Genomic DNA, 14,028 nt, shown 5'->3' with positions numbered 1-14,028 from the left:
CCCCCTGAATGCCATTAGGAGTGTCGCTATGCCCGCCTTCGTCACAACGCCCTCGCCCGCCATCGACCTCGCCACAGTCAAGACCCGCCAGCAAGCCGCCTGGTCCACGGGCAACTATGCCGTGGTAGGCACCACGCTTCAGATCGTCGGGGAGAACCTGTGCGAAGCACTCGATCTGCGTTCCGGTGCGCGCGTGCTCGACGTCGCCGCCGGCAACGGCAATGCCACGCTTGCGGCCGCCCGCCGCTGGTGCGATGTGACCTCCACCGACTATGTGTCCTCGCTGCTCGAGTCCGATCGGGCGCGCGCGCAGGCCGAAGGCCACACGATCCAGTTCCAGGAAGCCGACGCCGAGAACCTGCCGTTCCCAGACGCAGCGTTCGACGCGGTGATGTCCACCTTCGGTGTGATGTTCACCCCGAACCAAGACAAGGCGGCGAGCGAGCTCGCGCGTGTTTGCAAGGCCGGCGGCAGGATCGGCCTGGCGAACTGGACGCCCGAGAGTTTCATTGGACAAGTGTTCAAGACGATCGGCAAATACATACCCCCGGCGCCAGGCGTCAAATCACCGGGACTCTGGGGCACGAAGGGAAGGCTTGAGGAGCTCTTCGGAAAAACTGCACGGCAGATCCGCACGACCACCCGCGAGTTCGCCTTCCGCTACCGCTCGCCTGCGCACTGGATCGAAGTGTTCCGCACCTACTACGGCCCCGTGACCAAGACCTTCGACGCGCTTGATGCCGAGAAGCAGGCTGCCTTCACCCGGGACTTGCTTGCGCTCATGGAGCGCGACAACCGCTCGGGCGATGGCACGCTGGTGCTGCCGAGCGAGTACCTTGAAGTGGTGATCGAGCGGAAGTGATGCCTTCCAGCGGTCATCAATCTGCTGAGCAACCCTACATCAGCAAGATGGTTTACGCGCAACAACGACGCCAACGGAGGCTAGCGCGGCGATAACAAAGTCGGGGTCGATACAGACTGAGTAAAACCGCTTTGCAGTATCGCTAGAGCTTCATGTCGCATCGCCAAAATGCGCTTCGTGCTTTCCGCACCTGCACTGCTGTAGGCGGGAGCTTTTGTACCCGGAAAGGAATCATCACCATGAACACGCAAGACATTAGCCAAGCCCCAGCCGCCGACGGATTCGGCGATGCCGCAGTCGCACTCACCCAAACCTCACGGAGAACGTCCATGCCTGTTGCGCAATCCATCTCGCAACCACACTTCAGTTCCGCGCATTACGCCAAGTGCATCGAGGTGTCCAAGCGTATCCGGTGGGACATCAATCGCGACGTAATTCGCCATCGCGAACTCGACTTTACAAGGAAATTCCTGCCTGACGGCTTGTCGTTCGTTGACCGGCTGCCGTTCCTCGGCCCCGACGAGCGCCGCCTGTTGTCGCAAATCCAGGGACGCTCGTACGCCAATATCTTCGGTTTGGTCGAACGCTTCATAGGCGCCAAGATCCTCGAGGTGAGCCACGACCACTGGCTCGGTGACCAGACTGCGCTCGAGGCGCTGGTTCGCTTCACAGACGAAGAGCTGAAGCACCAAGAGTTGTTTCGGCGAATCGAGATTCTGATCGGCTTCGGGATGCCGGCGGGGTATACCTTTCTGCCGCAGCCGAACGATGTCGCGTCGGTCGTACTGAGCAAGTCGACCTGGTCGGTGCTGGCGCTGACCTGCCTCATCGAGCTATTCACTCAGGAGCACTACCGGGCTAGCATCGCGCCTGACAACGACCTTTGCCCGGTGTTCAAGGACGTGTTTCTGTTTCACTGGAAAGAGGAGTCGCAGCACGCGATCTTGGACGAGCTGGAATGGGTGCGCGAGAATGCAAAGCTTACGGCGCAGGCGCGCGATGCGGCCGTGGATGACGTGATCGCACTTGTAGGCGCCATCGACGGAATCCTGCAGGATCAATCTGCAGCCGATACGCGCTACTTCGTCGGAATCTGTCGCCGGCCAATGACGGCGATGGAGGCCGAAGCCGTAAATGCCACTGTTCTTGCCGCGTATCGCTGGCAGTACATCGTGTCGGGCGTGCAAATTCCGCGTTTCGACGCATTGCTGAACGGGATGATCACGCCAGCCCAAGGGGCGCGAATCGGCGCCGCGCTGGCGCCGATCATGGCCTCATAGGCTCGTTGATAGCGAAGATCCTGATCATGGCAAACCAGATGCCCCATCAAATTCGGCGTAGCCGGGCTGCATGGGGTTTCCAGGCGGGCGTGTCCAAGTGGCTGGCCGCCGCGCTGGTCCCGGTGTGTCGATAGTGCTGCGGTGATCGGAGACCCGGCCAAGAGACAAGGCCTGGAATATGGGACTGTTCAATCGAATGCCATTGGAGCGGGCCGCGTGATCGCCAGGCGGCTCCCTGATAGATGGGCACCGCTAGCAGAATTAGTGGGCGCCAACCGCAGGCGTGAATCCTGAGCCTGGTCATCAGGCTCAGGAATAGCGTCGGATGGACTTTGCTACTTACTCGGCCATGACATGCGCAACCTTGATGGCCTGCGCATAGCGAGCCGCCTCGTCGGCAATGACCTTCGCGTAGTCCGCGCTGGATCCTCCCACGGGTTCGATACCGGCAACGTGGAACTGCGAGACCACCTCGGGCATTTTGACTGCCTCGGAAACCGCGTTGGCCATTTTCTTAACCACGTCGTCACGGGTTCCCTTTGCGGCTAGCAACCCGACCGTCACAGCGAAGTCGTATCCCGGCACCACTTCGGAGATCGCCGGAATCTTCGGCGCAAGAGCGGAGCGCTGCAGGGAGTTGGTGCCGAGAATCTTGACCTGACCCGATTTGACGAAGCCCGACAGCGACGGCAAGGCAGCAAACACCACCTGGACCTGGTCGCCGATCAAAGCCGGAACGGACTGGCCGGAGCCACGAAACGGTACGTGCTTGATATCCAGCGTGAGGGCGGTTTTCAGTGCTTCCATCGACAGGTGATGGGTGCTGCCGATGCCGGAAGATCCATAGTTCAGCGTGCCCGATTTGGATTTCGCCAGCGCGACAAAATCGTTGAGCGAGTTGGCTGGAACGCGTGCATTGACGGCGAGGAAGAGCGGAGACCTGGCGGCAAGCGAGACGGGTACGAAATCGCGCTTGGGTTCATACGACAGGTTCTTGTAAATCGCCGGATTGATGGACATCATCGAGCCGTCGGTCACCAGGAACGTGTAGCCATCGGCAGGGCTCGTCATGAGCGCCTGGGCGGCGACCACGCCATTGGCGCCGGGCCGGTTGTCAACGACGACCGGCTTGCCCAGGCGTTGGGTGAGTTGCTGGGACAAAACGCGCGCAACGGTGTCAGGCAAGCCTCCGGGCGCGTAGGGAACGATAAAGCGGATGGGCTTGGTGGGCCAGGCATCGGGGTTGGCCATGGCCAATGCGGGAACGAATGCTGTGGTGAGGCCGAGGCCCAGGCTGAGGCAAAGCCTGCGTCGTGCAAGCCGAATTTGGGGGCGGTTCATGTATTGTCTCCACTTTACGATCGTAATGCATGCGGCGGCCCTTGGCGATGCCGTTCTGACGACGGCATTCGTGGGCTCGCCGCGCGGGGGTAATCCGGATGGTGGTCTTGGGCGAGCCCAAGGACCGCGCGAGCGCTGCTCACCATGCACAAGAGCAATCACACGGCCAAAAGGCTCTGATTTCTATGTGGCTTTCGTGCGCCATTCAGTCAAGCGTCCGGCGCAACACGATGGGCTTTCCGCCCATGTTCAGTTTGGTCATCCAGGCTGCCAGCGCGGAATCCAGGTAGTCGGCATGACCTGGGAACCAGTCAAAGAGGGCCAGCCCGATGGTTCGAACCAGTTCGGCGCCGGCATTTCCCTGTGCGACGGCTTGCTTAACTTCACCGATCGACTTCAGCACTGCCGCATGCTCGTCGACGTGGCAGTCTCGCGGGGGGAAATTGGTGGAGCGCATCCATTCGTCTTCCTGACCGAAATGGCTGATCGCGTGCGCTTCGAATTGTTCGACCGCTTCCGCGGCGCTCGCATCCGAGCAGGTCACCAGTCTTAGTGCAAGCGCGTAGAACTCCTTATGCACGTCGTCCATGGGAGTGAACCCGAGCAGACGCGCATCGGACCAGGCGAGACTGCTGTCGCTAGTCGGCGTTGGCGCACTGGCATCCCGGGTGGATGGGGCGCGGGAGGAAGTCTGGTCGTTCATGTTCAAGGTCTCGTGTCGTGCCCGCATGTCGCACTGGGGATGCGATGCAGGAACCGCAGCGCTGACGTGGCGGCAGCTTCGCACGTCGCAGATGTATCAATGGGTACTGCTCCCACCTTACTGGCTGCCAGAAGGCCGTTGGCTCAATACGATGGACCTGGTAGGCAACAGCCGGGCAGGGGCGCTGCCATGGATGCGGGCTCAGAGGTCCAGTATCAGTTCGCCCGATTTTGCGCGCGAAACGCAGACCATGATCTGCGCTGCTTTCTCGTCGTCCCGCAGCACCATATCCCGATGATCCGCCTCACCCGAGCACAGTGCGGTTCGGCAGGATCCGCAGGTGCCGCTTTCGCATGAGCTCGCAACGTGCACGTTTGCGGCGCGCAGCACGTCGAGGATCGAACGATCCGTCGGGATCTCCAGCGACGTGCCCGTGCGCTTGAGTTGGACCATAAACGGCGTGTTCACCTGCGCCTTCGCGTTGTTTGCGCCGAAGCTCTCAAAGTGAACCGTGCCAGACGGCCAGTGCCCCGTCATGTCACGCACCGTGTCCATCAGCATCTGAGGGCCGCAGCAGTAGATGTGTGCTGCCTTGGAGCGCTCGAACAGGGACCAGAAGTCGAATGATCTGTCGGGGTCACCGAAATCGTGGTGAATCTTTACTGTCGAGCGCCACTCGTCGCTGCTGAGTTCGTCCAGGAACGCCGTACCTTCCGGGTCGCGGGCCAGGTAGTACAGCTTGAAATCCCGCAAGCCTTCCGCCTTCAGTTGGCGCGCCATCGAGAGCATCGGCGTGATACCAATGCCACCCGCGACAAGAATGAACGACTTTGCACGCTCGTCTAGCGGGAATTCGTTTCGCGGCAGGGATACGTCAATCAGATCACCTGCGGACGTGTTGTCGATCAGGCTCATGGAGCCGCCGCGACCGTTGCCGTCGCGCTTGACCGCGATGACATAGCGATGACTTTCCTGCGAATCGTTGCAGAGGGAATAGCTGCGGCGCATGCCATTGGGCACCACGACGGTCAGATTCGATCCGGCTTCGAACGGCGGAAGAGACGCCCCCTGCGGATCGGTCAGCTCAAAGCGCCAGATGTCGCGTGCAATCTTTTCCTTCTCCGCAATCTTCAGCCGCAGAAAGCCACTTTCCTGGGTAGTCATGTCTGTCTCCCGCTATTTGACTCGTTTCACTTCAGTGGTTGGCCTGTATCATATGACTAGAGATCTAATTATGCAAGCGATGTCATCGGTGGGTGGGTTCGGTATAAACCCTCACTTGTCAGGGACACCAAGTCCTCGTAGTCTTATAACTAGATGTCTAATTAAATGGTTGACAACGAGAGGCCACCACCGCCCAGCGCGGAGGTCCGACCGATCGAGTCGACAAAACGCCCCCAAGAGACCACGCAATGCAAGATTCCACGTTGAGCTACGCGGATGCGCCCCCGCATCCGAGCACCGATTGCGTAGCCGTCGAGGCGACCTATCGCAAGATCACACTCAGGCTGATGAGCTTCTTGTTCTTCTGCTGGGTACTGAACTACCTCGATCGCGTCAATATCAGCTTCGCGCAGTTGCAGTTGCAACAGGACCTGGGACTGAGCGATGCCGCATACGGGCTCGGTGTGAGCCTGTTCTTCATTGGCTACATCCTGCTCGAAGTGCCGAGCACGTTGCTGCTCAGGCGCATCGGCGCACGCAAGACCGTGACCCGGATCATGCTGTTGTGGGGCGCCATTTCCACCGCCATGGCTTTCATGAACGCGCCCTGGCAGTTCTACCTCGCCCGGACGCTGCTCGGTGCGGCGGAGGCGGGCTTCTGGCCGGGGATCATTCTCTATCTCTCGTTCTGGTATCCCGCGAAGCGTCGCGCCCGTATTACGTCGCGATTCCTGCTGGCGATTGCCGTGGCCGGCATCATCGGCGGCCCGCTTTCGGGCCTGATTCTCCAGAATTTCACGGATGTCTGGGGCTTCCGCAACTGGCAGTGGCTGCTGTTCCTTGAGGGCCTGCCAGCTGTGCTTGCAGGTGTGTTTGCCTGGTTCTACCTGGTCGACAAACCGCAGGATGCGGCGTGGCTGACTGCTGCGCAAAAGCGCATCGTCGTGGCCGCCCTGGAGGAAGAACACCGCCAGAAACCGGACAGCGCGCCGAGCCGCCTGATGATTGCGCTGCGCGACCCGCGCGTCTATGTGATTGCAGCAGGCTGGGCCACGGTACCCATTTGCGGCACGATCCTGAACTATTGGACGCCAACCATCATCAAGCAGACGGGCATCTCCAACATGCTGGAGATCGGCTTCCTGTCGGCGTTGCCGTACATCGTTGGCGCCGTTGCCATGCTGCTGATTGCACGCAGCTCCGATATGCGGCTTGAGCGTCGCTGGCACTTCTTTCTGTCTACGACGGCGGGTGCCGCGGGAGCAACGCTGTTGACGATGCTGACCCACAGCCCGGCCGCTGCGATCGTGTGCCTGAGCCTCGTTTCGGTGAGCTATTTCGCCGCCGCGGCCATCATCTGGACCATTCCGCCGAACTACCTCAAGGACGAGGCGGCCGCGGGCGGGATCGGCGTCATCAGCAGTCTCGGCCAGGTCGGCGCCTTCTTCGCCCCGATCGTGCTCGGCTGGGTGAAGACCGTGACGGGCAGTTTCTCGGCGGGCATCTTGCTGGTTGCCGTGCTGGTCTTCGCTGGCGGTGTTGCGGTCCTCTTCGGTGTGCCACGTGAGCAACAGGCGCCGAAATCCGGTGCGTGAGCGCGCACGCAACGGACAGATTTCGATTGTTAGAAAGGAACATAAATGAGCAAGCTTCAACTCTCCATCGCCGTGGGCAACTATGACCGGATGCGTCCGTTGATCGACGGCGACGTCCAGATCGACGGCGTGGATCCTGTGTTCATGTTGCAGGACCCGGAAGAGATCTTCTTCCGTGCTTTCCGGCACGCAGACTACGACATTTGCGAGCTTTCGCTCAGCAGCTATTCGGTCAAGACGGCCGCAGGCACCTCACCGTACATCGCCGTGCCGGTGTTCCCGTCGCGCGCGTTCCGGCACAGCTCGATCTACGTGCGTGCCGATCGCGGCATCAACCGGCCGGAAGACCTGAAAGGCAAGCGGATCGGCGTGCCCGAATACCAACTCACGGCCAACGTGTGGGTCCGCATGTTCCTCGAAGAGGAGTATGGCTTGAAGGCATCGGACATCCGCTGGGTGCGCGGCGGTTACGAAGACCCGACGCGCGTGGAGAAGATCTCGCTGAAGCTGCCGGAAGGCGTCATGCTTGAAAACGCACCGGAAGGGAAGACGATTTCCAATCTGCTGGCCGAGGGGGAGATCGACGGCGTGATCGGACCGCGTGCACCGTCGTGTTTCGACCGTGGGCACCCGCAGGTCAAGTACCTTTTCGACGACCCGCAAAAGAGCGCCGCGGAATGGTACGAGCGCCGCAAGCTGTTCCCGATCATGCACACGCTTGGCATCCGAAAGACACTGGCCGAGCAGCATCCGTGGCTGCCAGGCGCCATCGTGAAGGCCTTCGAGCATTCGAAGGAAGTGGCGCTTGCACGTTTGAGCGATACGTCGGCCACCAAGGTCACGCTTCCGTTCATCGAAGACCAACTGCGCAACGCGCGACGCCTGATGGGTCACGATTTCTGGTCGTACGGATTCGCCAACAATGAACACGTAATCGACCGCTTCCTTGCGCAGCACCACGCCGAGGGGCTGTCGAGCCGTCGTCTTCAGCCGGCTGAGTTGTTCCACCCAGCCAGCCTGGAAAGCTTCAAGATCTGATTCCCGCAGCGGGCGTTGATGCCGTCGCGCATCTGGCAGGAGGCAGATGCGCGGTACCAAGGGGGCGGGACAGCGGTCGGCATTCGTCTTCTGCTCTGAATTTTCAGGGCATCGGTGCGCGGCCAGCAGGCGGCACGCGCACCGGTGAACGCGCTATGATGTGAACCATATTGGATACAGTCACGGCGAGGAAAGCATGGTTGCAACACGTTCTTCTGGCAAGGTAAAGGCTTCCAGAGAGGATCCCATCCTGCGGCATTGGCGCGAGGCCGTGCCGGACGATCGTCTTGCCCACTTGGTCAAGGATGCAGCCCGCGCGATGGTGCGTGGGCTGCAGATGCGCCTGGCGCAGCATGAGGTCTCATTTGGCCATTGGGCGTTCCTGCGCATCCTGTGGGTCACCGACGGGCTGACGCAGAAAGAACTCAGCGACGAGGCCGGCACCACCACACCGACCACTTTCAGCGCGGTGTCCGCGATGGAAAAGCTCGGATACGTCGAGCGTCACTATGCCCCGGGCAATCGCAAGAACACGCACGTGTATCTCACGCCCCGCGGCCGTAGCCTGAAAAACAAGCTCGTTCCCCTGGCTGAAGAAGTCAACGAGATCAGTGTAAAGGGCCTGAAGACCACGGAGATCAACATTGCGCGCAAGGTGCTCCTGACGATCATCGAAAACATGGCGCGCGATGAAGCCGAGGCGGATGATCCGGCGCTGCGGATCCCGTCCACGCGGGAAATGGGCAGTCTGATCGCCGCGCGCGGCGAGGAGTAGGAAAGTACCTGATGCGTGCGGCGGCTCGCATCGGTCGTCGCCAGGTGTCCCTTCTTCACATATTCAATGGATTGGCGGCGGCGCATCAGTGCGGCCGCTGTCGATCTCATGCGGTTTTTCCGCTCAATATACGGACCTTTCAAGTGGATGTAGCAACCCGCGCGGCAATGACGCGCAATGTCTGCGAAGCGCTCGCGGAAGATCTTGGCAATATCGACTGGACGTCCCAGCTCGTCGACCCTGTCGCCTCGGCCGAGGCCGTCCTCACGGTGCGCGAAGCTGCGGTGCTGTGCGGCAGGCCATGGTTTGAAGAAGCCCTGCGGCAGTGCGAGCCGGGCATCACGATCAAATGGTTCGTTGGCGAAGGCGAATGGATGCGCGAAGGGCAGGCGGTATGCCAGATCAGCGGGCCGGCGTGCGGCATTCTGACTGCGGAGCGCACGGCGCTCAATTTCATCCAACTGCTGTCGGGCGTGGCCACGGCGACGCACGCCTTGGTGGAGATCGTCAAGGGCACAAGGGCGCGGGTTCTCGACACCAGAAAGACCCTGCCCGGACTGCGCTTGGCGCAAAAATATGCGGTGCGCATCGGTGGTGGCGAGAACCATCGCCGAGGACTGTATGACGGGATCCTGATCAAGGAGAACCACGTCGCAGCGGGTGGTGGGATTGCGCCGACTGTGCGAGCTGCACAGGTACTTGGTGCGGGCGTGCCGGTGCAGGTTGAGGTCGAGACGCTGGATGAACTGGCGCAAGCGCTCTCTGCAGACGCCGGGGCAATCCTGCTCGATAATTTCTCGCTGGAACAAATGCGCGAGGCGGTGCGCATCAACAACGGGCGCGCGAGCCTGGAGGTGTCAGGCGGCGTGACGAAGGAAACGCTGCTTGCGATTGCGGAAACGGGCGTGGACCGCATTTCGGTTGGCGGGCTCACAAAGCACGTCAGGGCGGTGGATTTCTCGCTGCGGGTTGAGGCGCTAGGCGCGTAGTGTTGGCTGGGGCAGTCCTCGTCGGCTGCTCGCCGAGCCACACAAAAACGAAAAGCCCTCGCTGTGCGAGGGCTCTTGTTTTCTGGCGAGGATCAGAGCGCTACGTCTTTGCCGGTTTCGCTCGATTTCAGTATGGCGATGCAAATCTCTAGCGTGCCCTTTGCCCACTTACCGTCATGAAGAGGCGCCTGCCCCGCGATGACGGCCTCGTAGAGTTCGTCGATCACTTCACCGCGCGGCACGGTGGGGCGGGAAAGCGGCAGCGTCTCCCGTTGCTGGTCGCCGTACACGATGATGGAATCGGGCAGGGGGCGCAGATCGGCGTGTTCGCACGCGACGATCACCGGGCCGAAATGCTGATGACAGCGTGTCGGCTCGTCTGCCGCGGTGGAGGGCGGCTTGTATGCGGCGCCGCCATACGTGCCGGCGGCCTTGAGCTGCGCTTCATCATTCGAGGAGGAGAGGGTCGCAAGCCGCCTCCGAGCGCCACCGTAGGCATCGGGATTTGCGTGGTCACCCATCTCGCCGATCCAGCCCATCCACTCGTCACTGTTGAAGTGGCCATACCCACTGTACGAGAGGGAGGCATAGGCGCCATTCTCGAACCAGATCAGCGCCGAGTACGCGCCTTCGGTCGGACGCTTCGAGTCCCACCGGCCGACACTTGCGCGCAGGCGCGTCGCGCGCGAGCCCGCGAGCATCCGCACGATATCGACCTGGTGCGCGGCCTGGCTGAATACGGCACCGCCACCTTCAGCCGTCATGAGTTCCTCCGGGCGGCGCGGCCGGTATAGATAGTCGGTGTAGTTGAAGGCCTGGATCATCTTCACCGCACCGAAATCGCCCGAACGGATCAGTTCGCGCGTACGCAGGTACGGCGTATCGAAGCTGTGGCAGTGTCCGACGATCAGATGCACGTTTGCAGCCCGGCACGCGGCGATCATGCGATCGCAGTCGGCCGCGTTGAGCGCCATCGGCTTCTCGACCAGCACGTGCTTGCCGTTGGCTGCGGCAATTTCGGTGTGCTGGGCGTGAAACTGATGGGGGCTGGCCACGTAGATGACTTCCACATCGGGGTCGCCGGCCAGGTCCAGCACGTCCGCGTAGGTCCGTGCGCCGAAATCGGCGGCGAACTGCTGCCGTGCTTCCTCGCGCGGGTCGCACGCGGCGACGAGTTGAACCCTCGGGTCCTGCAGGAAGGTGGGCAACATCAGCGAAAACGCTCGCCCCAGTCCTGCCACCCCGATGCGCAAACGGCGCTGTTCCATGGCCGGCTCCATCGCTTATTGCCTGACCTGATAGTCGGTGGCGATCGCTGCGGGCTCGTTATCCGGCAGGGCATGTTTCGCGCTGACATAACGGGCGGCGTACGCACGCCAGTTGGTTTCCTTCGGCACCACTGCCTGATACGAACAGACCGTCTGCGGGATCGCCTTTGCGCCGGTAGCGATGGCTTCGGCGTCCTGCTCGAATTCTGCGATGGCATCGAGCATGCGTCGACGGAATTCGACAATGGCGAGATCGCTCGCGCCCAGACGCTCGTCCGAACGATTGGCGATCGGACCCATCGTGACCCACATGGCGATGTCCTGGTTCGGGAAGCCCGTGATGCCGGTGAAATTGCCGGCCTTCATGGCTTGGCGGTCTTGCCAGAAGCGGTTCTCGTGGTTGCGCAGCGGACGGTAGCGCTCGTCCAGATCGGGGCCGATCTGTTGACGGAGGAACTTGCGCCAGGTTTCGGTTTCCGGCGTCGTCGCGGGATCGCCCCATGCGATGAAGTAGAACGCCGTATTCGTGTCGTCCATCGGCACGTTGATGTTGGCGACGTTATACAGGTTGTTGGGCGGGATCAGCACGGTGCCGGGTGCAACGAACACCGTCGAGCGCACGTAGTCGTGCGTGTTGGCGTTGAAGATCGGGCGGCGCAGCGCAGCATAGCGGAAACCATATTCGGTGCGCTCGACCTGCAGGCGCGGTGCCTTGTCGGTGGACGGACGCAGCCAGTTCTTCGACGTTGCCTCGGCGCCGCCGACGCGTGCCGGCACGAAGTCGGACGAGTGCAGGCTTGAGCTGTGTGCGGAATCAATCGCGCCCTCAAGGATCTGTGCCCAGTTGCACGGCAGCAGCGCCTTCGCGATGCTTACGCGGGTGTCAGCGGTCGGTGCCCAGGCGGGTGCGACGAATTCGGGAATGGCGTCCTGCGGACCCATGTACGCCCAGACCATGCCGCCCCATTCCTTCGCAGGATAGGCCTTGTGCTTGACCTTCTCGGTCATGCCGCTGGCGGCCGGCTCGGACACCATTTCCAGCACATTGCCCAGCACGTCGAACTTCCAGCCGTGGTACAGACAGCGCAGGCCACCGTCTTCGTTACGGCCGTACACCAGCGATACGCGGCGGTGCGGGCAATACTCGTCCATCACACCGACGCGGCCTTCGTTGTCGCGGAACACGACCAGGTCTTCGCCGAAGACGCGAGCCTTGACCGGCGCGCCGTCCGGTTCGCTGATTTCTTCCATCAGGCAAACAGGGGTCCAGTGCTGGCGCATCAGCTTGCCCATTGGGGCATTGCCTTCTACGCGGCACAACAGTTCATTCTCTTCATGGGTCAGCATATTTGTCTCCAGGCGGTCATAGCCTTCTTCAACTGGTGTTGGTCAATTCTATTAGATATCTAGTTAAGCTGACAAGAAGATTTGATCAGGGTCAACCCGAGTCGGAGTCTTGCGTGGGGGAGTGCGGAGTTCGGCATGACTTTCGCCCATTTGGGAGACCGCGCCAAAGCGGGGGCTGACGACTGGACTGCTAATGAGAGTCCAATAAGGCACCTACAATGCGCGCATGGCTTTGGCGGAGGGCCGCGCTAAGCTGGAAGCGCAGGCCGCCGCGCTGGCCGATCGGCTCGCGGTGGCCGAGCAGCGCAGCGCAAGGCGGCGACCGACCTCGACCCCGTGCAGGCGGACCTCGCGGCGGCGCAGCGCCGGGCCGAGCGGGGCGAAGCGGCGCCGCGCGCTTCATGCTCGATACCGAACGCAGGGAATTCGATGGCGCGTCTCCGGACGCGATGCCCAGCACCAGCCGGCCTCCCGTCAACTGGTCAACGCTGGCCGCGGCCTTCGCGGTGTGCAGGGGATGCCGCAGCGGCAGCACGATGGCGCGGGCGACCCCAGGCCCGCGCCATCCATGGTCAGTCTAGCTGGTACTTCTCCCGCACCAGCTTGCCGATCCCCATGCGGTCGAGCACGGCCAGCGGGCACAGGAAGGTGACGCGGACGGTGCCGGGCAGCCTGCTGATGTCGATGGAACCGGTGATCGTCGCGCGATTGAGCACCTCGTCGTACGGCAGCCCGGTCACGTCAGCCGCGCGCTGCAGCCCGTTCTTCGTTGCCGCGTTGAGATCGACGCCGCTGCCGAGGAATGTCACGGGTCCGGATTCCTCGATTTCCAGCTGGCCCCAGCGCGCGCCAAGCTCCCGAGCCTTCTTCCGCTCGGCGGCGGACAGCGGGCGGGCCAGCGGGGGCAGGTCTTCCACATTCTGTAGCAGGATCGGTCCGTCGATCGTAAGGTCCTTGATGACCTCGACAGTCAGCTCCGTCTCGCCGGATACATCGGTCGCATGGCCGGCGATCTCGCCATTGCCCTGCTGGGCATGCATGTCGCCCAAGTACACGCCGGCGCCCGGCACCTTGACCGGGCTGATCAGGATGCAGCCCTCGCGAACCGAGTTGGTGTCCATGTGGCCATCGGTCTTGGCCAGCTGCAGCTCGTCGCTGGTCAGTGCAAAGCGGTGGGGCGCGCCGACCAGATACTGCCCGAAGTCCGCGCAGTTGTGCGAATCAGGCAGGTCCCGCGCCGGCATCGTGCCGATATTGCCCAGGGAATGGCCGCATGCGCGACGCCACACCAGGCATGTCGGCACGCGCCAGCGACAGGATCGAATGCTGCGCAGCCAGTTCGGGCAGCGCGGAAATTTCCGACGCCTTGCCCGCTAGCCGGTCCGCCACCGCCTGGTTGACCGTCAGGCCGAAGCCCGTGGCGGCACGCTTGCCGTGGATCGTGACCGGCAACAGCCAGCAGTCGGTGGACTGGATTGCCCGCAAGGCCGACGGCTGGATCACCTATCCGCGCCGCGTCGACATCCAGGTCGAGCTGATCCGGCAATGGCATGCCTCGGTCGAGGCCGTTACCGAGGATTATCGTGCCTTGTCGCCTCCTTTCGCGTTGCTGCGTCACGTTCATCCGAGCGCCGCTCGCTGAAACACCCCGATGCTTGTCCGAGTG

The 14,028-nt window shown here is 62.1% G+C and carries 14 protein-coding genes and 1 pseudogene; 7 read left to right on the top strand and 8 right to left on the bottom strand.

What is annotated here, in order from left to right; translation table 11 throughout:
- Window positions 1-28 precede the first annotated feature (28 nt).
- Window positions 29-862 carry a class I SAM-dependent methyltransferase gene (locus DN412_RS23055; protein ID WP_115213698.1) on the top strand — a complete coding sequence of 278 codons (834 nt, stop codon included), beginning with the start codon at window positions 29-31 and terminating at the stop codon, window positions 860-862.
- A 329-nt stretch (window positions 863-1,191) separates the two neighbouring features.
- Window positions 1,192-2,142: a hypothetical protein gene (locus tag DN412_RS23050; protein WP_115213697.1), complete on the top strand. Its 951-nt coding sequence runs from the start codon at window positions 1,192-1,194 to the stop codon at window positions 2,140-2,142.
- A gap of 339 nt (window positions 2,143-2,481) precedes the next feature.
- On the opposite strand, the gene DN412_RS23045 is transcribed toward DN412_RS23050, so the two are convergent.
- The 3 genes from DN412_RS23045 to DN412_RS23035 all read right to left on the bottom strand — a co-directional run bounded on the left by DN412_RS23045 (window position 2,482) and on the right by DN412_RS23035 (window position 5,350).
- A complete protein-coding gene (locus tag DN412_RS23045) occupies window positions 2,482-3,483 on the bottom strand; it encodes a Bug family tripartite tricarboxylate transporter substrate binding protein (protein ID WP_115213696.1) in 1,002 nt (333 codons plus the stop codon).
- Between the two features lie 205 nt (window positions 3,484-3,688).
- On the bottom strand, window positions 3,689-4,186 hold the full coding sequence (locus DN412_RS23040; protein ID WP_115213695.1) for a bacteriohemerythrin: 498 nt from the start codon (window positions 4,184-4,186) through the stop codon (window positions 3,689-3,691).
- A 201-nt stretch (window positions 4,187-4,387) separates the two neighbouring features.
- Window positions 4,388-5,350 (bottom strand): PDR/VanB family oxidoreductase, encoded by a 963-nt coding sequence (locus tag DN412_RS23035; RefSeq protein ID WP_115213694.1) that lies wholly within the window; start codon window positions 5,348-5,350, stop codon window positions 4,388-4,390.
- 248 nt (window positions 5,351-5,598) lie between these two features.
- Here DN412_RS23035 and DN412_RS23030 point away from each other — a divergent pair, with 248 nt between their 5' ends.
- The 4 genes from DN412_RS23030 (at window position 5,599) to nadC (ending at window position 9,747) form a co-directional block, all read left to right on the top strand.
- Window positions 5,599-6,945, top strand: a complete 1,347-nt coding sequence (locus DN412_RS23030) for an MFS transporter (protein ID WP_115213693.1) — start codon at window positions 5,599-5,601, stop codon at window positions 6,943-6,945.
- Between the two features lie 45 nt (window positions 6,946-6,990).
- Window positions 6,991-7,983, top strand: coding sequence for a PhnD/SsuA/transferrin family substrate-binding protein (locus DN412_RS23025; protein ID WP_115213692.1), 993 nt, complete (start codon window positions 6,991-6,993; stop codon window positions 7,981-7,983).
- 196 nt (window positions 7,984-8,179) lie between these two features.
- Window positions 8,180-8,758: a MarR family winged helix-turn-helix transcriptional regulator gene (locus DN412_RS23020; protein ID WP_115213691.1), complete on the top strand. Its 579-nt coding sequence runs from the start codon at window positions 8,180-8,182 to the stop codon at window positions 8,756-8,758.
- Between the two features lie 143 nt (window positions 8,759-8,901).
- Complete coding sequence (nadC, locus tag DN412_RS23015; protein ID WP_115213690.1) at window positions 8,902-9,747, top strand: carboxylating nicotinate-nucleotide diphosphorylase; 846 nt, start codon at window positions 8,902-8,904, stop codon at window positions 9,745-9,747.
- Window positions 9,748-9,839: 92 nt separating this feature from the next.
- Here nadC and DN412_RS23010 read toward each other — a convergent pair whose 3' ends face one another.
- The 5 genes and pseudogenes from DN412_RS23010 to DN412_RS44610 all read right to left on the bottom strand — a co-directional run bounded on the left by DN412_RS23010 (window position 9,840) and on the right by DN412_RS44610 (window position 13,814).
- Window positions 9,840-11,015 (bottom strand): Gfo/Idh/MocA family protein, encoded by a 1,176-nt coding sequence (locus DN412_RS23010; protein WP_115213735.1) that lies wholly within the window; start codon window positions 11,013-11,015, stop codon window positions 9,840-9,842.
- Window positions 11,016-11,030: 15 nt separating this feature from the next.
- On the bottom strand, window positions 11,031-12,362 hold the full coding sequence (locus DN412_RS23005; RefSeq protein ID WP_115213689.1) for a Rieske 2Fe-2S domain-containing protein: 1,332 nt from the start codon (window positions 12,360-12,362) through the stop codon (window positions 11,031-11,033).
- 389 nt (window positions 12,363-12,751) lie between these two features.
- Window positions 12,752-12,903: pseudogene (locus DN412_RS23000) on the bottom strand (LLM class flavin-dependent oxidoreductase); the annotation flags it as partial.
- Between the two features lie 31 nt (window positions 12,904-12,934).
- Entirely contained in the window at window positions 12,935-13,651 is a 717-nt protein-coding gene (locus DN412_RS22995; protein ID WP_244222751.1) for an acetamidase/formamidase family protein, read from the bottom strand.
- Window positions 13,584-13,814 carry a hypothetical protein gene (locus DN412_RS44610; protein ID WP_244222750.1) on the bottom strand — a complete coding sequence of 77 codons (231 nt, stop codon included), beginning with the start codon at window positions 13,812-13,814 and terminating at the stop codon, window positions 13,584-13,586. The genes DN412_RS22995 and DN412_RS44610 overlap by 68 nt, the downstream gene beginning before the upstream one ends.
- Between DN412_RS44610 and DN412_RS44070 the strand changes: the two genes are divergently transcribed.
- Complete coding sequence (locus tag DN412_RS44070) at window positions 13,804-14,004, top strand: hypothetical protein (RefSeq protein WP_208647640.1); 201 nt, start codon at window positions 13,804-13,806, stop codon at window positions 14,002-14,004. The two genes, DN412_RS44610 and DN412_RS44070, sit on opposite strands and share 11 nt — an antisense overlap.
- The last annotated feature ends 24 nt before the right edge of the window (window positions 14,005-14,028 follow it).

It is taken from the genome of Cupriavidus lacunae (assembly GCF_003353055.1).
Lineage (GTDB): Bacteria > Pseudomonadota > Gammaproteobacteria > Burkholderiales > Burkholderiaceae > Cupriavidus > Cupriavidus lacunae.
Note: the sequence above shows the minus strand (reverse complement) of the source record. Positions and strands in the feature narration are given on the sequence as shown.